This window comes from Bombella dulcis (genome assembly GCF_026385505.1).
GTDB lineage: Bacteria > Pseudomonadota > Alphaproteobacteria > Acetobacterales > Acetobacteraceae > Bombella > Bombella dulcis.
In genome coordinates, this window is record NZ_JANIDV010000002.1 from 328,938 (window position 1) to 349,729 (window position 20,792).

Consider the following 20,792-nt stretch of genomic DNA (forward strand, 5'->3'; position numbering starts at 1 on the left):
TAGGAGAAGTAGGGTCCATGGCAGGACATTCACAGTTCAAGAACATCATGCACCGCAAAGGGGCGCAGGATGCCAAGCGTGCCAAGCAGTTTGCCAAGGTCATCCGTGAGATCACCGTGGCAACCCGGTCCGGTATGCCAGACCCGGCCATGAACCCCCGCCTGCGTGCGGCGATCACGGCCGCCCGTGAAGTCAACATGCCCAAGGATACGGTTGAACGTGCCATCAAGAAGGCCAGCGGTGCCGGTGGTGGGGAAGATTATGTGGCCGTCCGCTACGAGGGCTATGGTCCGGCTGGCGTGGCCATCATCATCGAGGGCCTGACGGATAACCGCAACCGGACGGCTTCCGAAGTCCGGGCTGCATTCTCCAAGCATGGTGGTTCCATGGGGGAAACCAATTCCGTGTCCTTCGGTTTCAACCATATTGGCGTGATCACCTATCCGCAGGATGCCGCCTCCGAGGATGACATGCTGGAAGCCGCCATCGAGGCCGGTGCCGACAATGTGGAAACCACGGAAGATGGTCACGAGATCACCACGGCCATGGAAGCCCTGATGAGCGTGCGTGATGCCCTTGAGGGCCGCTTTGGCGAACCCCGTTCCGCCAAGCTGGACTGGCGTCCGCAGACGACCGTCACGCTGGACGAAGATCAGGCCCGTTCCGTTCTCAAGCTGATTGACGTGCTTGAGGAAAATGATGACGTGCAGGCTGTCTATGCCAATTTTGACTTCCCTGACGAGGTAGCCGAGGCTCTGGCAGCTTGATCCGCCTCATGGGGATCGACCCCGGCCTGCGTTTCATGGGCTGGGGCATCGTGGATGTGGAGGGAAACCGTCTGCGCCATGTTGCGGATGGTGTTCTGGCGACCCAGAGTGGTGATGACGTTCCCCGCCGTCTGTGTGACCTGCATGAAGGGCTGATGAAGCTCATCCGGCACTATGGTCCCACGGAGGCCGCCGTTGAGGAAACTTACGTGAACCGCAACGGCTCTTCCACGCTCAAGCTCGGCTATGCCCGTGGCGTGGCCCTTCTTGTGCCTGCCCTTGCCGGTCTGAGCGTTCATGAATATGGGGCGATGGCCGTGAAGCGTTCGGTAGTCGGTACGGGGGCGGCCACCAAGGAGCAGGTCACCATGATGGTCCGCCGTCTTCTGCCGGGGGCGGAGGTCAGGCGGGCTGATGCGTCGGATGCGCTGGCCATTGCCATCTGCCACGCCCATCATCGGGCCAGTGCGCACCATATGGCCGCAGGAGTACGCATGGCATGATCGGACAGCTGACGGGTCTTGTCTCCCATATTGAAGGGGATCACTGCCTCATAGATGTGAATGGGGTGGGGTATGTCGTGTCGGTATCCAGCCATACGTTGGGGCTCCTGCCCCGCCCGCCGGAAGTGGCCCGTGTGCTGGTGGAAACCATCGTCCGGGAGGACGCCATCCAGCTCTTCGGCTTTGCAGAGGCGGATGAACAGGCCTGGTTCCGTCTGCTCACGACTGTTCAGGGGGTTGGCAACCGTGTGGCTCTGGCCATTCTCTCGGCCAGCCGCCCCAGCCTGCTCTGGCAGGCGGTTCATGCCGAGGACAGGACGGCCTTTACGCAGGCTGCCGGTGTCGGTCCCAAGCTGGCAACCCGCCTTCTGACGGAACTCAAGAGCAAGGTGGCCAGGATGCCCGCCCCGGCCAGCATGAGCGGTCAGTCCCTTGCTGCTGCTGGCGGAGCGGCTGCTGGCAGGGGTGGTTCCGGTGGCACGGACGGGCTGGAGCAGGATGCCCTCATGGCTCTGGAAGGTCTGGGCTTCCGCCGTGCGGAAAGCTGGCCCATCGTCAACAGGCTCATCGGAGAGAATGCCGGGGAAGGGCTGGATGTCATCATCCGGCTTGCCCTCAGGGAGCTGGCCCGCTAGGCAGGAGGGCAGAGGGGAAGAGCAGGGCTGATGAATCAGTTTGTACCAGAGACATCTTCTGGCCGTGCGCCGGAGACGGATGCCGCACGCCAGCCTGAGGATATGGCTGATGCCGCCCTGCGGCCACAGACCCTGGCCGACTTCACTGGCCAGAAAGCCAGCCGGGAAAATCTTTCCATTTTCATTGAGGCTGCCCGTAAACGGGGTGATGCGCTGGATCATGTCCTGCTGCATGGCCCGCCAGGACTGGGGAAGACAACTCTTGCCCAGATCGTGTCCCGTGAGCTTGGTGTGGGCTTCCGGGCCACGTCGGGGCCGGTGATCCAGCGGGCCGGTGATCTTGCGGCCATCCTGACAAATCTTCAGCCCCGTGACGTGCTGTTCATTGACGAGATTCACCGTCTCCAGCCAGCGATTGAAGAAATTCTCTATCCGGCGATGGAAGATTTCCAGCTTGATCTGGTTATTGGTGAAGGTCCGGCAGCCCGCTCGGTGCGGATTGATCTGGCTCCGTTCACGCTCGTGGCGGCCACGACACGGTCCGGCCTGCTGGCAACGCCCTTGCGGGACCGGTTCGGCATTCCGCTGCGTCTGGTGTTCTACACGCCGGAAGAACTGCGCCAGATCGTCAGCCGTGGGGCCGCGAAGCTGGGCATGGACCTGACAGATGAGGGAGCTGAGGAGATCGCCCGCCGCTCCCGTGGGACGCCCCGTATTGCCGGAAGGCTGCTGCGCCGTGTGCGGGATTTTGCACTCGTGGCGAAGAAAAGCGTGGTGGACCGCACTCTGGCAGATGCGGCCCTCTCCCGGCTGGAGGTGGACAGTCACGGGCTTGATGCGATGGACAGGCGTTACCTGCGCCGCATTGCCGAACATCATCGGGGTGGCCCGGTGGGGGTGGAAACTCTGGCAGCCGCTCTGGCCGAAGCCCGTGACACGCTGGAGGATGTCGTGGAGCCTTATCTGATTCAGGAGGGGCTGATCCTGCGGACATCACGGGGGCGGATGCTGGGTGAACCGGGCTGGCGTTATCTGGGCCTCACCCCTCCATCGGATACTCTGGCTCCCCGGTTTCTGTAAGGAGAAAGCACATGTCTGCACATCACTGTCAGTTCCGTATCTATTACGAGGATACGGATGCCGGCGGGATCGTCTATCATGCCCGCTATCTGGGCTTCGCAGAACGGGCAAGGGCGGAGGCCCTGCGGTCGCTGGGTATCAATATAGGGGACATGGAAGTGCAGGACGGGGTCGGTTTTGTCGTCCGCCAGATCGGCGTGCGTTATCATACCCCCCTGCGGCTTGATGAGCGGATGAATGTGGAGACGGTTCTCCATCATGCGGCGGGTGCCCGGCTGAAACTGCGGCAGGTCATCACCAACCTGTCCCGTGATGGTCAGGTGGCGGCCGTGATTGACGTGGAGCTGGCTTGTCTTAATCCGGACAGCTTGGTTCCGATGCGGCTGCCGACTTTTTATCAGGAAAGGCTGGCCGGATTGAAGGAAAAGTGAGGCTCGCTGCTCGATAAAAGTTTTAAAGAGAAATATATTTGTTGTTTTTGTTTCCTGTGCCATTGAAAAAGGATCATCCTGCTGCAACATGGGCAGTAGTGTTTTGGCCAACCGACCATAGGAAACAGGAGAAAGCGGAGTGGATCAGGCTGTGAATTCAAGTGCCCTGGGAGCTGCCGGGGCAGCGGGGCTGTCGCCTCTTCATCTGTTCCTGAATGCTTCGCTGGTGGTGCAGCTGGTTATGATCGGACTGGTGCTGTGCAGCATTTTCGTCTGGGCCATCATTCTGGAGAAGGTGCTTCTCCTGCGTCGTGTCAATCGTGAGGCCACGGCCTTTGAGGACCGTTTCTGGTCCGGCGGGTCTCTGGATGATCTCTATGACAGCGAAGGGGCACGGCCCGTTCATCCGATGGCTGCCGTTTTCGGGGCGGCCATGGGGGAGTGGCGGCGTTCTTCCCGCATTGCGGGTATTGACGTGATTCACGGTGGCACGTCCGAGCGGATCGACCGGGCCATCGGCATCACCGTGGCCCGTGAGACGGACCGGCTGAGCCGCTATATCGTCCTGCTGGCTACCATCGGGCCGGTGGCACCGTTTGTCGGACTGTTCGGGACGGTCTGGGGCATCATGCATGCCTTCAGCTCCATCGCCACCATGCACAACACCAACCTCTCCGTCGTGGCCCCCGGTATTTCAGAGGCTCTTTTTGCCACGGCCATCGGTCTGGTCACGGCCATCCCGGCTTATGTGGCTTACAATCTCATCAGCCGCAGCGTGGATCATTTCGCCGAGCGGATGGAAGGGTTCGGGACGGAATTTGCGGCCATCCTGTCCCGTCAGTCTGAAGAGCGTGGCAGCGGGAGAGGCTGAGCATCATGGAGGTTTCATCACGTAGCGGGCGGGGCAGGAGCAGACGGAGCCGCCCGGAGGCGAACATCAACGTCACGCCTCTGGTGGATGTGATGCTGGTGCTGCTCATCATTTTCATGGTGACGGCACCGATGCTGACAAGTGGCGTGAATGTGGACCTGCCGCAGACAAGTGCCAAGCCGGTCAATTCCGATGACAAGCCCATCACGGTGTCCATCAAGAGTGATGGCAGCCTGTATCTGGGTGATGACCCGGTCAGCGGGGATGAACTCGTCACCCGCCTGAAGCAGATGGCCAGTGATGATTCCGGCCGTCGCATTTTCGTGCGGGCTGATGCCCATATCGATTATGGCAAGGTGATGAGCACGATGGGGCAGATCACGTCTGGCGGCTTCACACATGTTGCCCTGCTGGCGCAGCAGCCACAGGGCGGCCAGTAAGGAGACCCTCGTGAGCTTCTCCGCATCATCACCTTCTGATGAGGTTCCGCCACCCTATCAGCGGCGGGAAGAGGGGCAGTCCGGTCTGGTTACAGGCGGAATCATACTCTCGCTGCTGCTGCATGGTGGCGTGCTGGCCTTCCTGGTCTGGCATCCACAGCCGCCCCTGCCGGAGCCGAAACCGGACGAACAGACGGTCACCATGGTCTATGAGACCACGGGTGGCGCGCATCCGGCTGCGAAGTCCGCTCACAAGGCGGCAGTTCCGGCCCCTCCATCACCTGTGGAGGCCAAGGCCCCGCCTGCGCTCAAACCGCCCAAACCCCAGCCTGTCGAGCCACCACCGCCGGCTCCACCGCCGCCCCGCCCCGTGCAGGCTGCCCAGCAGCTCTCTCATACGGCCGTGAAGACGCCCGTGCAGCAGCGTGCTCCCGTGCAGGAAAAAGGCGAAGTGAGTGAGCAGGCGAAGCCGAAAACCGAGCCTGTCCACAAGCAGGCACAGGTGAAAGCTCCGGATCGCAAGGTGGAGAAACCTCCTGCCAAACCGCAGCTCTCCCATACCGAGCAGCAGCATGAGGCGAAGAAGACCCAGGAGGACAGCCGCTCCCTTCTGGCGACGCTGGACGAGTATCGCAGCCAGGAGAAGCAGGAGCATCCGCCGAAGGCCGTTCCCAATCAGGCCCAGGGCGGGTCTCCCCGTGGGGGTGGCCGTCCTGATGGCGATACGGGTGCCCTGACCAGCGGTGAGCAGAATGCCATCGGGTCATCCGTGCAGCGTTGCTATCAGGAAGACACGCTGGCCCGGAATTACCAGAATTTCTCTGCCCGCATGATGGTGACGGTTGATGCTTCCGGTGAAGCCCGCATGGTCACATTCCTGCCGGAAACCCGTGCCCGTATGGCGGCCGATCCGTCCTACCGGGTACAGGCGGAGCGGGCACGGGATGCCGTGCTGAGTCCCACCTGTTCCCGTCTGCCCGTGCCGAAGCGTCTGCTGGGGCAGGTGCGGCAGTTCCGTTTTCTGTTCAAGCCCTGAGGCTGGATTTATCTGAGGTTATTGCATGTCATTCTTTTCTGATACCGAGGCCGAACTTCTTCAGAAGCACCTCTCCCGCCGCTCCCTGCTTGGCGGGGTTGCTGCAGGTGGTGTCCTTGTCACGCCTCTGACCCTGCTGGGCAGCAGCAGCGCATGGGCTGCCAGCGGGAGTGCCCAGGCGGAGATCACGGTGGCCGGTGCCCATCAGGCTCCCATTCCCATCGTGATTCCGGATTTCGGACCGGGGCTGGGGAATCAGATTTCCGGCGTGATTTCGTCCGACCTGTCCAGCACGGGGCTGTTTCAGGTCATGAGCGGGACCGTCCCGGCCTCTGCGCAGCCGGATTTCTCGGTCCTCAAGGGGCGTGGTGCCCGTGTGGCCGTGGCAGGCAGTGCGGCAGGTTCTGACACCGTGCGGGTGGAAATGCGCCTGTGGGATGTGGTGGCCGGCCAGCAGCTGGAAGGCCGTGCCTATACGGCATCCCAGAGCAACTGGCGGCGCATTGCCCACATCATTGCTGATTCCATTTACAAGCGTCTGCTGGGTGAAGACGGGTATTTTGATACCCGCATTGCCTATATTTCTCGGACAGGCCTGCGGCGTCACCAGTCCACCCGTCTGGCCATCATGGATCAGGACGGGGCCAATGCTCACATGCTGACCAATGGCAGCTGGCTGACTCTGGAACCCCGTTTCAGCCCCATCAGCGAGAAGCTGGCCTTCCTGTCCTACGCCAATAACCGCCCCCGTGTGTATGTCTATGATCTCAACACGGGACAGCAGACCATTCTGGGCACGTTTGAGGGCATTTCCTTTGCGCCCCGTTTCTCTCCGGATGGGCGGAGCATTATCCTTTCCGCCACGACACGAGATGGTGGTGCGGACCTGTATCTGATCGATCTGGCAACGCAGCAGCGTCGCCGCCTGACATCGGCTCCGGGTGTGATTGACACCAGCCCATGTTTCAGCCCGGATGGCCAGAACATTGTTTTCAATTCTGACCGGGGTGGGTCGCCGCAGCTTTATGTGATGAGTGCCGGTGGTGGCAGTGCCCGTCGCATTTCCTATGGCAAGGGTCATTATGGCTCGCCCGTCTGGTCACCGAGGGGCGACCAGATCGCTTTCGTCCGTATTGGTTCCGGTGGCTTTACTCTTGGTGTGATGGGGCCGGATGGCGTCGGGGAACGCTCCCTGACACAGGGCTTCACGGTGGAGAGTCCGAGCTTTGCGCCGAACGGGCGGGCACTGGCCTTCTGCCGTCAGAATGCAGCTGGTGCTGGAGGAAACGGGTTCTCATCCAACGTGGCCGTGATTGATGTGGCGGGTTTCAATGAGCATGTCATTCCCACTTCGACCGGGGCTTCCGATCCTGCATGGTCACCCCTGCGTCGTTGAGCATAGGCGAGCTTCTTTTTTTGGGTTATGGAAGTATTTGTGCTTTCATGGCTTCGGGGCCTGAAAGGTCACCAAATCTCTTTCCTCACCTGCCTCTTGCAGGTGGGTGAAAAATTCCCCATCTCGGGGGTGCATTTTTTTGCAGGAGTTTGTCATGAAGTTGAAGATGTTCGCTGTACTGGGCATGGCTTGTGCTCTGGCGGCCTGTAGTGGTGACCACAAGAACCACGACAATAATGGCGATGGTCAGAACATGCAGCAGGTCAATCAGGGGCCCGTGCCGGGCAGCCAGGCTGATCTGGTGGCCACAGCCGGTGACCGTGTCTATTTCGAGCTGAACAAGAACCAGCTTAACAGCGAAGGTCGCGCCACACTGGACAAGCAGGCCGAGTGGCTGGCCCGTTACCCGCAGGTTAACATTCTGGTGGCCGGTAACTGCGACGATCGTGGTACGGAAGAATACAACATCGCTCTGGGTCAGCGTCGTGCCAACGCCGCCCGTGAGTATCTGGAAGCCAAGGGTGTTGCCCCGGCCCGTATCATGACGATCTCCTACGGCAAGGACCGCCCGACGGCAGACGGTGATTCACCGGATGCATGGGCACAGAACCGTAACGCTATTACGTCTGTCCGCTGAAGCAGGCCCGGTTCCGGGGAGCCTGTAGGAGGGGTGGATGACGCCCCTCCGGGAGAGGTCGGGCCGGTTGAAGAAACCGGCCCGATTTTTTTTATGTGCGAATATTGCCCGTCTGTTGGGAGATGAGATCATGCATCATTCTGCTCGGCCCGTTCCAGGGGCCTTTTCAGCCATCCTGAAGGCTGCCCTGGGGGCTGTCCTGCTGTCCTGCACGGCAGTAACCGCCTTCAGCCCTGCCCGGGCGGATGAGGGGCTGTCCCGTGAGGCGATTATGCGGCAGCATCAGGCCCTGGCCCGCCAGCATGGTGAAGGGTCTGGCGGAGATGTCGGCAGCAGCTCCGATGATCTGGGAGATGACATCTCCGCGCCGGTTCCGGCGGGGTCCAGCCAGGGCAGTGGCGCGTCCATGTCGTCCTCTTCAGGGGGGCGCAGTGGGGGAGACCTCGTGGCCAACCTGCTGGAGCGTGTCAATGCGCTGGAAGGTCAGGTCAGGGAGATGCATGGCCAGATGGAGCAGATGAACAATCAGCTGCAGCAGGATGAAGAGACCACGACCAAGCAGTTGGGTGACATGCAGTTCGCTCTGGAGAATGGTGGCCATCATGCCGCTGCCCGCCCGGCCGCCACGGCAGAAATGGCCACGCCAGCTGCCAGTGCCGCCGCTCCGGCAGCGTCATCCGAGGCAACGGCTGCGCCTCATGCGGCCACGCTGTCTGACACCTTGCAGGCTGGCCGAGCAGCCTTGAAGGCTCATCATTACGAGGAAGCGGAGACGCAGGCCCGTCAGGCTCTCAAGCAGAGCAAGACCGGCTGGAGCCGGACAGAGGCTCAGTATCTTCTGGCGCAGTCTCTTGCCGGTCAGAAATCCTACAAGAATGCGGCCCTGACCTATTATGACGTCTACAGCCATTCCCCGGATTCTCCCCGTGCGCCGGAAGCCCTACTGGGTGTGTCGGCCTCCATGCTGGCACTGGGCAACAAGACGGCATCCTGCGAGGCGTTGCAGCGTCTTCACAAGGAGTTCCCCAACGCCTCTGCTCGTGTGAAATCGTCTGAGCAGATTTTCCGTGAGCGGGCAGGCTGTCATTAAGACGGCGTCCATGCAGGCTGCACCCGTCACGGATGGCGAGTTTGCAGCCTTCATGGCACAGCTTGAGCCTTTTGGGCCGGATGTGGCAGATCACCCGGTCTGCATCGCCGTTTCCGGCGGTGGTGATTCCATGTCTCTGGCCGTGCTGGCGAGACGCTGGCGACGGCATGTTCTGGCTCTGGTGGTGGATCATGCCCTGCGCCCTGAATCGGCTGAGGAAGCGGCCCTAACCTGCCGCCGTCTGGAGAGGCAGGGCATTCCCGCACGGCAGCTTACGTTGGGGATAATGAAACCCGGTGGCCTCCAGAAGCAGGCACGGGAAGCCCGGTTCGAGGCTCTGGAGGCAGCCTGTGTGGAGGCCGGAGCGTCAGTCCTGCTGGTGGCCCATCATGAGGCCGATCAGGAAGAAACGCTTTGGATGCGCCAGGAACGAGGCAGTGGGTCCCGTGGACTGTGTGGCATGGCAGGCCGTGTCGTGCGGGGCCGGATTGCCGTCCTCCGTCCTCTTCTGGGCGTGAGGCCGGAACGTCTGCGGGCCACGCTGTGTCAGGCTGGCGTGGCGTGGTGTGAAGACCCGTCCAACCAGAATCGCCGGTTCCGGCGGGTGGCTGTCCGGCAGGACATGACGGACGATGAGCGGCAGCAGATGCACGAGGTCAGAGAGCAGGCCTCCATCATCCAGCAGGCTGATGAAGAGCGGCTGGCGGCTCTGGTGGCGCAGCGGGTGGAATGGCAGCCGGAGGGCTGGCTGAAACTGGCCCCGGAGGTTGTGCAGGATGATGGTCTCGGGCGTCTGATTCGCCTCGTCGGGGGGCGGGATTATGTGCCGGACAGGCGGGCACTCATGGCCCTGCGTCAGGCTGGACGGGGTGCGTTGGGGCGCACCTGTCTCGCACCGCTCCGGGGGCGGGAGACAGGCCTGATGCTCTATCGTGAAGTCCGGAATCTGGAAGAGGTGGTGCCCGCCCGGAAGGGACAGTGCTGGGAGGGACGCTGGCGGTATCTGGGGCCTGACCATCCGGAGGGTGTGATTGCCGCTCTGGGGCGGCAGGCCGGGGCCTTGCGGGAAGGTCGTGACGTGCCGGCCTGTGTTCTGCCCGCCCTGCCCGCCCTGTGGGTTGGGGGTGAGGTTGTGGCCGTACCGGAGGGGATGAGAGGGCTGTGTTCCGGAATGCCCCGGGTGACGTTTGTCTGGGACGGTGGCACGCCGCTGACGGGTGAACGGAGCTGGAACAGGTGAAATCGGCTTAATAGATGGGACAAAATGAGGGTTTTTCTCTCATTCAGGCTCCCCAGGGGTAGGAACGGTGCCAGAAATGCCTATCTTGAAGGTACGATATGGCATGGGTTGTGCCCGTGCGCTCCGTTTTGTGAGGTTTTTGAAGAGATGAACAACATTGGCCGTAATGTTGCGATCTGGGTGGTCATCGTCCTGGCGGCCATTGGCGTGCTGGCGGCATTCCAGCCGGGAGGAAGCCGTCAGGCCGTCCAGAAGATCGCCTATTCCGATTTCGTTCATGATGTCGAGCATCATGAGGTCCGTTCCGTTGCCATCAGGGAACAGAACATTTCCGGTGTGCTGACCAATGGCACGTCATTCGAGACCTATGCGCCGTCTGACCCGACAATGGTGTCCCGTCTGACAGAAGCGGGCGTTGAGGTTACGGCCCATCCGCCGCAGAGCGATGACAACCCCATCCTGCGCTATATTGCGGCCTATCTGCCGATCATCCTGATGCTCGGTCTGGGCTTCATGGTGTTCCGCCAGATGCAGAATGGCGGGGCTGGACGTGGTGCCATGAGTTTCGGCAAGTCCCGTGCCAAGATGATGGTGGAAAAGAAGGGCCGTGTCACGTTCGCTGACGTGGCCGGGGTGGAGGAATCCAAGGAAGAACTCGTCGAGATCGTGGACTTCCTCAAGGACCCGCAGAAATATACCCGTCTGGGCGGGAAGATTCCCAAGGGTGTGCTGCTGGTTGGTCCTCCCGGTACGGGCAAGACCCTGCTGGCCCGTGCCGTGGCCGGTGAAGCCAATGTGCCATTTTTCAGCGTGTCCGGTTCTGACTTCGTGGAAATGTTTGTCGGTGTCGGGGCATCCCGTGTCCGTGACATGTTCGAGCAGGGCAAGAAGAATGCACCCTGCATCATCTTCATTGACGAGATCGATGCCGTGGGCCGCCAGCGTGGTGCCGGTATGGGGGGCGGCAATGATGAGCGTGAGCAGACACTGAACCAGATGCTCGTGGAAATGGACGGTTTTGACAGCAATGAGGGTGTCATCCTTATCGCCGCCACCAACCGTCCTGATGTTCTGGACCGTGCGCTCCTGCGTCCGGGCCGTTTTGACCGCCAGGTGGTCGTGCCCAACCCGGACGTGAAGGGCCGGGAGAAGATTCTTCAGGTTCACATGAAGAAGCTGCCGCTTTCCTCTGACGTCAATCCGAAGGTGATTGCCCGTGGGACGGTTGGTTTCTCGGGGGCGGAGCTGGCCAATCTTGTCAATGAGGCCGCCCTGTTTGCAGCCCGTCTGGGCCTGCGGACGGTCAGCATGGCGCAGTTTGATGAAGCCCGTGACAAGGTGATGATGGGTGCGGAACGTCGCTCTGCCGTCATTGAGGATGCAGAGAAAAAGATGACTGCTTACCACGAGGCGGCTCATGCACTGGCGTCCTATTTCAGCCCCAGTGCTGACCCCATGCACAAGGCGACGATTGTTCCACGTGGTCAGGCTCTGGGGATGGTGCAGTCCCTGCCGGAGAAAGACAATCTCACCTACAGGCGGCAGTGGTGTTTCTCCAGAATTGTCATCTGCATGGGGGGCCGTGTTGGTGAGGAAGTCATCTTCGGTCATGATGAGGTCAGTGCCGGGGCATCTGGTGACATCAGGAGTGCGACCAGCATTGCACGGAACATGGTCACGCAGTGGGGGATGAGCGACAAGCTTGGCATGATGGATTATGCCGAGACGGATCAGATTTCCGGCATCACGGCCCGTGAGGTTGATCAGGAAATCCGCAAGATTCTGGATGCCGCCTATGCAACCTGCCGTCACATCATTCTGACCCATATGGATGCCTTGCATCGTGTGGCCCAGGCCCTGCTGGAATATGAGACGCTGACCGGTGAAGAAATAGGGCGTCTCATCCGTGATGAGCCTCTTGGCCGTACGGATGATGATGACCAGTCCTTTAGCGGGCGCAGGCCGTCCATTCCATCTGCCGGTGGTGCGGCAGCTTCTGCGGGGAGCGGTCTGACCACTGCTGCAGAAACGGTCTGAATTCTGACTGCCGATCCGGCAGGGGAGCGGGCGCATGGTGTCTCACCATGCGCTCGTTCTTTTTGCGGCCTACTTGCTTATCCGTGGGATGGCTGGCATGTCAGGGCGTCCAGATGTGATGGTTTATGATGATCTGTCCGGCAGCAATGGAGCGGGCAGTTTCAAGCGGGTGTGGAGGGGATTTGATGGCACGCAGGCGGAGGTTTTTCGGCACTGACGGGATCCGTGGTATGGCCAATACAGCTCCCATGACGGTGGAAGTTGCCCAGAAACTGGGGCAGGCCGTCGGGCTGTATTTCTGCCGACAGGATGATGTCGGTCGCCAGCACCGCCACACTGTCGTGCTGGGCAAGGATACCCGTCTTTCCGGCTACATGATTGAATGTGCGCTTGTCTCCGGATTTCTGTCTGCCGGGGTGGATGTCGTTCTGCTGGGGCCACTGCCAACACCCGCCGTGGCATTCTTGACCCGTTCTCTGCGGGCTGATCTGGGTGTCATGATTTCCGCTTCCCATAATCCGTTCACGGATAATGGAATCAAGCTGTTCGGTCCTGATGGTTTCAAGCTTTCCGATGCCGTGGAAGAAGAAATTGAGTCCCTGATGGCGGAGGACCTGAGTGGGCAGCTTGCGTCTCCGGCTGCCATAGGCCGTGCCTCCCGTCTGAATGACGCGGCTGGGCGGTATATCGAGAGTGTCAAATCGTCCTTTCCTCGTGGGCTGCGGCTGGATGGTCTGAAGATCGTTCTCGACTGTGCGCATGGCTCTGCCTACCGTGTGGCTCCGGCAGCCCTGTGGGAACTGGGGGCAGAGGTCATCACCATCGGGGCCTCACCGGATGGGCTGAATATCAATGATGGTGTTGGTTCTACTTATCCGCAGGCACTCTGTGAAGCGGTGCGGACCAATGGTGCCGATTGTGGCATTGCTCTGGATGGTGATGCAGACCGGGTACTGATCGCCAATGAACGGGGCGAGCTGGTGGATGGGGACCAGATACTGGCTCTCATCGCCACGTTGTGGAAACGGACGGACCGTCTGCATGGCACCGAGATCGTGGCAACGGTCATGTCCAATATCGGGCTGGAGAAATATCTGGAGACGCAGGGGCTGAGCTTGTATCGCACGGCAGTCGGGGATCGTTACGTCGTGGAACGTATGCGCCAGACGGGGAGCAACCTGGGGGGTGAACAGTCCGGTCATATGGTGCTGTCCGACTATGGAACGACGGGTGACGGGTTGCTGGCGGCTCTTCAGGTGCTGGCGGCCCTGGTGGAGACGGGCAGACCGGCCAGTGAGCTGTGTCATCTGTTTGAGCCTTACCCGCAGACGCTGAAGAACGTGCCCTATGACGGGGCGAATCCCATGAAAAATCCGGCTCTTGAAGAGAGTGTCCGCTGGGCGGAAGAGCGTCTGGCCGGACGGGGGCGGCTTGTCCTGCGGGCCAGTGGCACGGAACCCCTGATCCGTGTGATGGTTGAGGCGCAGGATGAGACTCTGGTGGCGGATGTCGTCGAGCGGGTCAGTGCCCATATCCAGAAGCTGGCTGTTGAATAGCATTCCAGTCTTCCTGCTCATCAGTTCATGGAAAAGGCCCCCGATCCTGGATCGGGGGCCTCGTCTTTAAGTGAAGTTTGCAGATGCTGGTCTTTCAGCCTGCCTGACGCAGGGGAGCTGCGGGGCCGGTGGGGAAGTTCTGCGGTGCGGAATGCTGGGAGTGCGCAGCCGCTGCCGCAGGGTCCTGAAGGATGTAACCCCGTCCCCAGACGGTCGTGATCATGTGTTCTGCCCCGAACCGCTGGAGTTTGCGGCGCAGCTTGCAGATGAACACGTCAATGATCTTCATTTCAGGTTCATCAATGCCGCCATAGAGATGATTCAGGAACATGTCCTTGGTCAGCACGGCCCCCTTGCGCAGCAACAGCAGCTCCAGAATGGTGTATTCTTTGCTGGTCAGGTGCAGGAAATGCCCGTTGACGCTGACCATCCGGCTTTCAAGGTCCAGCTCCAGCGGGCTGACACGCAGGCGTGGCTCGGAGATGCCATAGGCACGGCGGGTCAGGGCCTGGATGCGGGCCTGCGCCTCGCTGATGTCGAATGGCTTGGTGACATAGTCATCAGCGCCCCGGCAAAGAAGGCCGCAACCTTGGTCTGGCAGTCTGTTCGGGAGGATAGCACCATGATGGGCGTGGAAACCCGGGAACGGCGGAACTGACGGATAAGCTCTTCACCCGGCAGGTCGCTCAGGCCCAGCGCGGTTATGAAGAGGTCATAGTCATAGTGCTTGAACATGTTGAGGGCTTCATCAGCGGTTTTCACGTGGTCAACCGTATAAGAGGACTTTCCCAGTACCTTTATCAGATGGCCTATAGCGACGTTGTCGCTATCAGCGGTGAGAATACGCATAATTTTAACTCCCTTGAACTGGTTGTATTATGGGAGTTTATTTTTGAAAAATGAAACCATTGATTGTTTTTATGGTAATTCATACAACTAAAGGCATTTTTATTTATGTAGTCTACATGTGTATTTTTATATTAGGCGGATGATTTTTTGGTATTATACTTATATGAACAGTAGGTATATGAAATTATACAATTTATAATTATTGAAATATTAATTTTTTAATATAGAAAAAATTTTTTGTATTTGTATAGATTCGCTCTATATCTGTAATCATCTTTATGAAAAGTATTAATTTAAAGCAATGTTATCATGGAATTAAATCGTTTTGTTTTAGATATATTAAGGATGTCTGAAAGGGTCTTTATTACGATCATTACTTGTCATTATTTCTGACAGGTTAATGGGAGCGTTTTCATCCTGTTTTTGAAAAATGGCCAGCCCGCAAAGACGATTCCGGAAGACGAATCGCTTCATGTCGGGATGGCAAGGGGGAATCAGGCCTGTCCGGCTTCCATTCTGCTGGAAGCCAGAAGCTGCGTGATCTGCTCTGGCGTGCCGATCAGGGCACAGGCGACAGGATGGGTCCTGTCTGCCACCAGAATGATGCGTGTTTCTGGTGAACTGGGAAAAAGATCAGTCTCAATCGTGAAAATGGAGGCATCCTGCTGCTGTGTCTCGGCTTCACGGGCCGCCTCACCCAGAAGGCGGGTGCAGATGCGTTCCAGTGCGGGGAGCAGACGGCTGGCCGTCTGCTCTTCCGGTTCATGCTCCGTGCTCCCTTCAGAGGGGCGGCGGTGATTGGCGATCAGTTCATTCCACCCCGCACGGGTCAGGAAACTGGGGATGCCTATTTCCGGTGTCTCCCGTTCAGCCCGCACGATGAGGCCGCTCCGGGCCAGAGCAAGGATGTCCAGCTGCGGCAGGCGGGATGGGTCCAGCGTGACCGCCATCAGACCCATTCACCGGAGCGCATGAGCGGCGTGCGCTGGCCATCTTTCAGACCGTCAATGTCGATTTTGTCGGAGCCGATCATCCAGTCGATATGGATGATGGAATGATTGGCCCCACGGGCGATCAGCTCTTCCTTGCTCAGCCCTTCCGGGTCGGTCATGCATTTCGTGTAGGCCTGACCAAGAGCAATATGACAGGCGGCGTTCTCATCGAACAGGGTGTTCTGATACAGAATGCCACTCTGGGAGATGGGGGAGGAATGCGGTACGAGGGCGACCTCACCAATACGGCGCGCGCCTTCGTCACTGTCCAGAATGCGCTTCAGCACATTTTCGCCCTTGCTGGCGTGGGCCTCCACGATGCGCCCCTTCTCGAAGCGGACCTGAATCCCGTCAATGAGTGACCCCTGATGGAAGAGAGGCTTGGTGCTGGAGACGGTGCCCTCCACACGGGCACAGTGCGGCGTGGTGAAGACCTCTTCCGTCGGAATGTTCGGGTTGCAGACCACGCCATTTCTGGCCTCTTCAGACCCACCAGCCCAGAGGTGACCGTCAGCCAGCCCGACCGTCAGGTCCGTGCCCGGCCCGGTGAAGTGAAGGGCATCGAAGCGGCGGTCATTCAGCATGGCGGCACGGGCATGGAGGGTGCGGTTATGTTCCGCCCATGCCGCAACGGGGTCCGCCGCTGTCACGCGGGAGGCATGGAAGATGCCGTTCCACAGGGCCGTCATGGCTTCATTTTCCGGCAGGTCAGGGAAGACCTGCTGTGCCCAGGCGGGGGTGGCACAGGCGATGATGTTCCAGTTGATGTCAAAATTGGTGATCCGCTCCATGGCGGGGCGGTAGGCTGCAGAATTGGCCCGGCTGACACGGGAGATGTGATCCGGGTTCTGGTCTTTCAGCAGGGTCGGGTTCCCGCCCGTGATGGCCATGCGGGCAGCCCCGTTGCCGAAGGCCTCCGCCATGCCCCTGGCCATCCAGTCCGCCGCCGTGTCGAAGCTGTCTTCATACCCATGAAGGAAACGGGACAGTGTGGTTTCATCATCCTGATACAGGGTGGTGACCAGAGAGGCCCCTGCTTTGTAGGCATGGGCCGTGATGTGCCGGATGAGGGGCACGGCTTCCAGCCCCGCTGTGATGATGAGCTGCTGGCCGGGGGTGATGTTCAGCCCCGTGCGGACGGAGACTTCAGCCAGACGGTCAAGAAGCTGGTCATGTGTGAATGATGATGTGGGCATGGGATGATCCTGTGAAATGATGATGTCTGGATGGAATCAGCGGGGCAGGAGGTCGTCCAGCGCAGCCAGAAGGGCGTCCATCTCCTCATCCGTGCCGATGGTGATGCGGAGCCAGTCGGCAATACGGGGGCTGCTGCCCTGGTGGCGTACGATGATGGCCCGCTCCCGCAGGCCGGCAAAAATCCGGTCCGCCGAACAGGAAGGGTGATGCGCCAGAATAAAGTTGGCCGTGGAGGGAAGAACCGTCATCCCCCGGTCCCGCAGGGCCGTGACGGTGCGGTCCCGGGTGACGATGATGCGGGCCGTGGTCTGTTTCAGCCACTCCGTGTCCCGGATGGAGGCTGTGGCCCCGGCCTGTGCCGGACGGGACAGCGGGTAGGAGTTGAAGCTGTCCTTCACCCGTGTCAACCCCTCGATCAGTTCTGCCGAGCCGATGGCATAGCCGACACGCAGCCCCGCCAGCCCGGAGGATTTGGAGAAGGTGCGGACGATGAGCAGATTGGGATAATGCTGTGTCAGGGCCGCCGCACTTTCTCCGCCGAAATCGACATAGGCTTCATCAATGATGACGGTCTGTGTGGTGAAGCGTTTTAGCAGTCCTTCAATGGCGGAGAGGGGCAGGCTGATGCCCGTATTGGCGTTGGGGTTGGCGATGATGATGCCGCCCGCAGGGCCTTCATAATCGTCCAGTGCAATGGTGAAATCATCCCGCAGGGGAATGGTGCGGTACTTCAGCCCGAACATCTGGCAGTAGATCGGGTAGAAGCCGTAGGTCACGTCGCTGAACAGGACCGGTGCGTCATCATGAAAGAGTGCACGGAAGGCATGGGCGAGGACCTCGTCGGATCCATTCCCGGCAAAGACACACTCGACGGGAACGTTTTCCTGTTCGGCAATGGCCGTGCGGAGGGCAAGGGCGGTCGGATCGGGATAAAGGCGCAGCTCGTCATTCACGCTGGCCTTCATGGCGTCCAGTGCCCGGGGGGACGGACCGTAGGGGGATTCATTGGTGTTCAGCTTGACCAGACTGGCCATGCGGGGCTGTTCACCAGGGATGTAGGGCTGGAGGTCATGGACCCGCCTGTTCAAGAAGCGGCTCATGGTGCGGGCGTTTCGGTGAAGAGGCTGCCAAGGCCCTGACGGTGGGCGAGGTCGCGTGCGGACAGGCCTTCGGCATCCCGGAGGTCAGGGTCTGCCCCCCGTTCCAGCAGCAGGCGGGCCATGCCCTGGCGTCCGAACATGATGGCAAACATGAGCGGTGTCCGTCCGGCATGGTTGGGTCTGTCAATGTCTGCACCACGGTCCAGCAGCAGGCGGGCAATGGGTTCATAGCCCTTGAAGGCGACACCGGAGAGGGCCGTGGCTCCCTTGGCGTCCGTTCCGTTCGGATCGGCCCCGTTGTCCAGCAGCAGGCAGGCCGTGTCGAGCTGGTCATTATAGGTGGCGACAATCAGGGGCGTGTAGCCCCGGCCATCGGTGCAGTCCACCGGCATCCCGGCATCAAGGAACTGCTTGACCAGATCATTCTCACCATTGCGGGCCGCATCAATGAAGAGAGCGGTGATCTGCTCCGGGGTGAAAGACATTTCGGGCTGCGTCATGGATGGGCTGCCTTTGCGGTAAAGAAACAGTGTCAGAAAAGGTTCCCGAATGTCCCGCCTGCAGGCTGTCAGGTCAAGAGGGCCTTCTTTCGGTCTGCTGGATATGTGGTGGGTGATGCATGGATGAAAGGGGGAGGCCTGGCCGGAATCTGTCGGCCTCTCTGACAGGGAGAGCCTGTTGATGTGCTGGGGGCAGGAAATTTGCTCTTATTCGTCGGTTGGGCATTGCGTTCTTCCACAGGATAAGGCCAGTTGTGAAATATCTGGACCGTGGCGGGCTGTGTTAAGGGGCATGGGCCTGCGGCGGGAGATCAGATGAGTGTTTGAATTGAGGACGTTAGATCAGTGAACAGTACGCTGTCGAAACTTGGCATAGACACGATCCGCACATTGGTGATGGATAGTGTAGAGCGCGCACAGTCCGGTCATCCGGGTACCGCAATGGCTCTGGCTCCGGCCATGTATGCTTACTGGCAGTTTACGATGTATTATAACCCGGCCGATCCCTTTTGGCCGGGACGTGACCGATTTATCCTCTCGGGTGGGCATGCGTCCATCCTTCTCTATGCCACGGTCTTTCTGGCCGGGGTGAAGGATATCGAGAACGGACAGGTCGTTGACCGTCCGGCCCTGACGCTGGAAGACCTGAAGAATTTCCGCCGTTTTGAATCCCGCACGCCGGGCCACCCTGAATATGGGCTGACGGCCGGTGTGGAGATCACGACCGGCCCGCTGGGGCAGGGATGCAGCAGTGCCGTCGGCATGGCCATGGCCGAACGCTGGCTTGCCACGCATTATGGCCGTCCGGGCTTCAGTCTGTTCGGCTATCACATCACCTCTTTCTGTGGTGATGGCGACATCATGGAAGGCGTGTCTGCCGAGGCGGCCTCTCTGGCGGGCCATCTGAAGCTGGGCAACCTGACATGGGTCTATGACAGCAACCGCATTTCCATCGAAGGCTCCACGGACGTGACCTTCACGGAAGATGTGGCCATGCGCTTCGCCTCTTACGGCTGGCAGGTGCTGGAAGTGGAGGACGGCAATGACGTTCCCGCTATCTGCGAGGCCTTGAAACAGGGTCGGGAGGAAACATCCCGCCCGACCCTGATCATCCTGAAGACGGTCATCGGTTATGGGGCACCGGGCAAGGCCGGGACCGCCTCGGCGCACGGTGAGCCGCTCGGCATGGAGGAGCTGGTGGGGGCCAAGAAGGCCTATGGCTGGCCTGATGATGCCCCGCATTTCACCGTGCCTGATGGTGTGCGGGAGCATTTCGAGGAGTTGGCCGGGCAGCGTGGTGCCAGGGCGCAGGCCGAGTGGGAAAAACAGTTTGCTGATTACTGTGCCCAGTACCCGAAAGAAGGGGATGAGCTGAAGCACATCTTCGCCGGTACGCTGCCGGAGGACTGGGAGAAGGACTTGCCCGTCTATCCGGCTGACGGGAAGGGGCTGGCCTCTCGCCAGAGTTCCGGTGAAGTGCTGAACGCCGTGGCGTCGCAGTTCCCTTGGCTGGTTGGTGGTGCGGCGGACCTTGCCCCGTCCACCAAGACCCTCATCAGGGGGGCACGGTCATTGCGGGCCCCGTCCAACATGGTGCAGGAAGGCGCGCATTATGATGGCCGGAATGTCCATTTCGGGGTGCGTGAACATGCGATGGCGGCCATCTGCAATGGTCTGGCCCTGAGTGGCCTGCGGCCTTTCTGTGCCGGGTTCCTGATCTTCTCGGATTACATGAAGCCCGCCATCCGTCTTGCGGCCCTGATGCATCTGCCCGTGATCTACGTGTTCACCCATGATTCCATCGGTGTGGGTGAGGATGGGCCGACCCATCAGCCCATCGAGCAGCTGGCCCAGTTCCGGGCCATGCCGGGGCTGACCATGCTGCGTCCGGCAGATGCCAATGAAGTGGTGGAAAGCTGGCGTGTGGCCATGCAGCACCGTGCAGGCCCTGTTGCCCTTGCCCTGACACGGCAGAACCTGCCCACGCTGGACCGTACCCGCTATGCTTCTGCCGCAGGTGTGGCCCGGGGCGGTTACGTGCTGGCGGACTGTGAAGGCGTGCCTGAAATTCTGCTGATGGCCTCCGGGTCTGAGGTTTCTCTCGTGGTGGGAGCCTATGAGCGACTGATCGCCGAGGGGGTGCGTGCCCGTGTGGTTTCCATGCCGAGTTTCGGCCTGTTCGACAGTCAGGACAGGGCCTATCGTGACTCCGTCCTGCCACCTTCTGTCCGTAAGAGGGTTGGTGTAGAAATGGCCGCCGGTTTCGGCTGGGACCGTTATGTGGGGCTGGACGGCACCATCATGGCCATGAACAGCTTCGGGGAGTCCGGTGCTGCGGCGGAGCTGATGGCGAAGTTCGGGTTCACGGTGCAGGCCGTTTATGAGCAGGCCCGCCAGCTGTTACAGCCGGTGGCGGACTGACTGGAGAGGGGTAG

21 protein-coding genes are annotated in these 20,792 nt (G+C 60.2%); 15 read left to right on the top strand and 6 right to left on the bottom strand.

The window, feature by feature from the left end:
- Positions 1 to 17 precede the first annotated feature (17 nt).
- From NQF87_RS04925 to glmM, 14 genes are all read left to right on the top strand, one after another.
- Positions 18 to 767, top strand: coding sequence for a YebC/PmpR family DNA-binding transcriptional regulator (locus tag NQF87_RS04925; protein ID WP_266127299.1), 750 nt, complete (start codon positions 18 to 20; stop codon positions 765 to 767).
- The gene (ruvC, locus tag NQF87_RS04930) at positions 764 to 1,270 is read left to right on the top strand and encodes a crossover junction endodeoxyribonuclease RuvC (RefSeq protein WP_266127300.1); all 507 of its coding nucleotides are present in this window, start codon (positions 764 to 766) and stop codon (positions 1,268 to 1,270) included. The genes NQF87_RS04925 and ruvC overlap by 4 nt, the downstream gene beginning before the upstream one ends.
- The gene (gene ruvA, locus NQF87_RS04935; protein ID WP_266127301.1) at positions 1,267 to 1,905 is read left to right on the top strand and encodes a Holliday junction branch migration protein RuvA; all 639 of its coding nucleotides are present in this window, start codon (positions 1,267 to 1,269) and stop codon (positions 1,903 to 1,905) included. Before ruvC ends, ruvA begins: the two co-directional genes overlap by 4 nt.
- Before the next feature lie 30 nt (positions 1,906 to 1,935).
- Positions 1,936 to 2,985: a Holliday junction branch migration DNA helicase RuvB gene (ruvB, locus tag NQF87_RS04940; protein ID WP_266127302.1), complete on the top strand. Its 1,050-nt coding sequence runs from the start codon at positions 1,936 to 1,938 to the stop codon at positions 2,983 to 2,985.
- An 11-nt stretch (positions 2,986 to 2,996) separates the two neighbouring features.
- Entirely contained in the window at positions 2,997 to 3,416 is a 420-nt protein-coding gene (locus NQF87_RS04945; RefSeq protein ID WP_266127303.1) for a YbgC/FadM family acyl-CoA thioesterase, read from the top strand.
- Positions 3,417 to 3,555: 139 nt separating this feature from the next.
- Positions 3,556 to 4,287: a protein TolQ gene (gene tolQ, locus NQF87_RS04950; RefSeq protein ID WP_266127304.1), complete on the top strand. Its 732-nt coding sequence runs from the start codon at positions 3,556 to 3,558 to the stop codon at positions 4,285 to 4,287.
- A gap of 5 nt (positions 4,288 to 4,292) precedes the next feature.
- Positions 4,293 to 4,727, top strand: a complete 435-nt coding sequence (tolR, locus tag NQF87_RS04955) for a protein TolR (protein ID WP_266127305.1) — start codon at positions 4,293 to 4,295, stop codon at positions 4,725 to 4,727.
- Positions 4,728 to 4,812: 85 nt separating this feature from the next.
- Positions 4,813 to 5,763, top strand: a complete 951-nt coding sequence (locus tag NQF87_RS04960) for an energy transducer TonB (RefSeq protein WP_407652010.1) — start codon at positions 4,813 to 4,815, stop codon at positions 5,761 to 5,763.
- Between the two features lie 25 nt (positions 5,764 to 5,788).
- Complete coding sequence (tolB, locus tag NQF87_RS04965) at positions 5,789 to 7,159, top strand: Tol-Pal system beta propeller repeat protein TolB (RefSeq protein ID WP_266127307.1); 1,371 nt, start codon at positions 5,789 to 5,791, stop codon at positions 7,157 to 7,159.
- Between the two features lie 154 nt (positions 7,160 to 7,313).
- Complete coding sequence (gene pal / locus NQF87_RS04970; protein ID WP_266127308.1) at positions 7,314 to 7,796, top strand: peptidoglycan-associated lipoprotein Pal; 483 nt, start codon at positions 7,314 to 7,316, stop codon at positions 7,794 to 7,796.
- A 130-nt stretch (positions 7,797 to 7,926) separates the two neighbouring features.
- The gene (locus NQF87_RS04975; RefSeq protein ID WP_266127309.1) at positions 7,927 to 8,886 is read left to right on the top strand and encodes a tetratricopeptide repeat protein; all 960 of its coding nucleotides are present in this window, start codon (positions 7,927 to 7,929) and stop codon (positions 8,884 to 8,886) included.
- The gene (gene tilS, locus NQF87_RS04980; RefSeq protein ID WP_266127310.1) at positions 8,864 to 10,126 is read left to right on the top strand and encodes a tRNA lysidine(34) synthetase TilS; all 1,263 of its coding nucleotides are present in this window, start codon (positions 8,864 to 8,866) and stop codon (positions 10,124 to 10,126) included. The genes NQF87_RS04975 and tilS overlap by 23 nt, the downstream gene beginning before the upstream one ends.
- Before the next feature lie 147 nt (positions 10,127 to 10,273).
- Positions 10,274 to 12,163 carry an ATP-dependent zinc metalloprotease FtsH gene (gene ftsH / locus NQF87_RS04985; RefSeq protein ID WP_266127311.1) on the top strand — a complete coding sequence of 630 codons (1,890 nt, stop codon included), beginning with the start codon at positions 10,274 to 10,276 and terminating at the stop codon, positions 12,161 to 12,163.
- A gap of 185 nt (positions 12,164 to 12,348) precedes the next feature.
- Positions 12,349 to 13,719, top strand: coding sequence for a phosphoglucosamine mutase (glmM, locus tag NQF87_RS04990; RefSeq protein WP_266127312.1), 1,371 nt, complete (start codon positions 12,349 to 12,351; stop codon positions 13,717 to 13,719).
- 94 nt (positions 13,720 to 13,813) lie between these two features.
- On the opposite strand, the gene NQF87_RS04995 is transcribed toward glmM, so the two are convergent.
- The 6 genes from NQF87_RS04995 to NQF87_RS05020 form a co-directional block, all read right to left on the bottom strand.
- Positions 13,814 to 14,149, bottom strand: a complete 336-nt coding sequence (locus NQF87_RS04995) for a winged helix-turn-helix domain-containing protein (RefSeq protein ID WP_266127313.1) — start codon at positions 14,147 to 14,149, stop codon at positions 13,814 to 13,816.
- Between the two features lie 71 nt (positions 14,150 to 14,220).
- Entirely contained in the window at positions 14,221 to 14,568 is a 348-nt protein-coding gene (locus NQF87_RS05000; protein WP_266127314.1) for a response regulator, read from the bottom strand.
- 494 nt (positions 14,569 to 15,062) lie between these two features.
- Entirely contained in the window at positions 15,063 to 15,527 is a 465-nt protein-coding gene (locus NQF87_RS05005) for a hypothetical protein (protein ID WP_266127315.1), read from the bottom strand.
- A complete protein-coding gene (locus NQF87_RS05010) occupies positions 15,518 to 16,756 on the bottom strand; it encodes an aminopeptidase (RefSeq protein WP_266127316.1) in 1,239 nt (412 codons plus the stop codon). The genes NQF87_RS05005 and NQF87_RS05010 overlap by 10 nt, the downstream gene beginning before the upstream one ends.
- Before the next feature lie 36 nt (positions 16,757 to 16,792).
- Positions 16,793 to 17,857: a histidinol-phosphate transaminase gene (gene hisC / locus NQF87_RS05015; RefSeq protein ID WP_266127317.1), complete on the bottom strand. Its 1,065-nt coding sequence runs from the start codon at positions 17,855 to 17,857 to the stop codon at positions 16,793 to 16,795.
- Positions 17,854 to 18,357 (bottom strand): ankyrin repeat domain-containing protein, encoded by a 504-nt coding sequence (locus NQF87_RS05020; protein ID WP_266127318.1) that lies wholly within the window; start codon positions 18,355 to 18,357, stop codon positions 17,854 to 17,856. The genes hisC and NQF87_RS05020 overlap by 4 nt, the downstream gene beginning before the upstream one ends.
- A 345-nt stretch (positions 18,358 to 18,702) precedes the next feature.
- Between NQF87_RS05020 and tkt the strand changes: the two genes are divergently transcribed.
- A complete protein-coding gene (tkt, locus tag NQF87_RS05025) occupies positions 18,703 to 20,778 on the top strand; it encodes a transketolase (protein WP_407652002.1) in 2,076 nt (691 codons plus the stop codon).
- Positions 20,779 to 20,792: the final 14 nt, after the last annotated feature.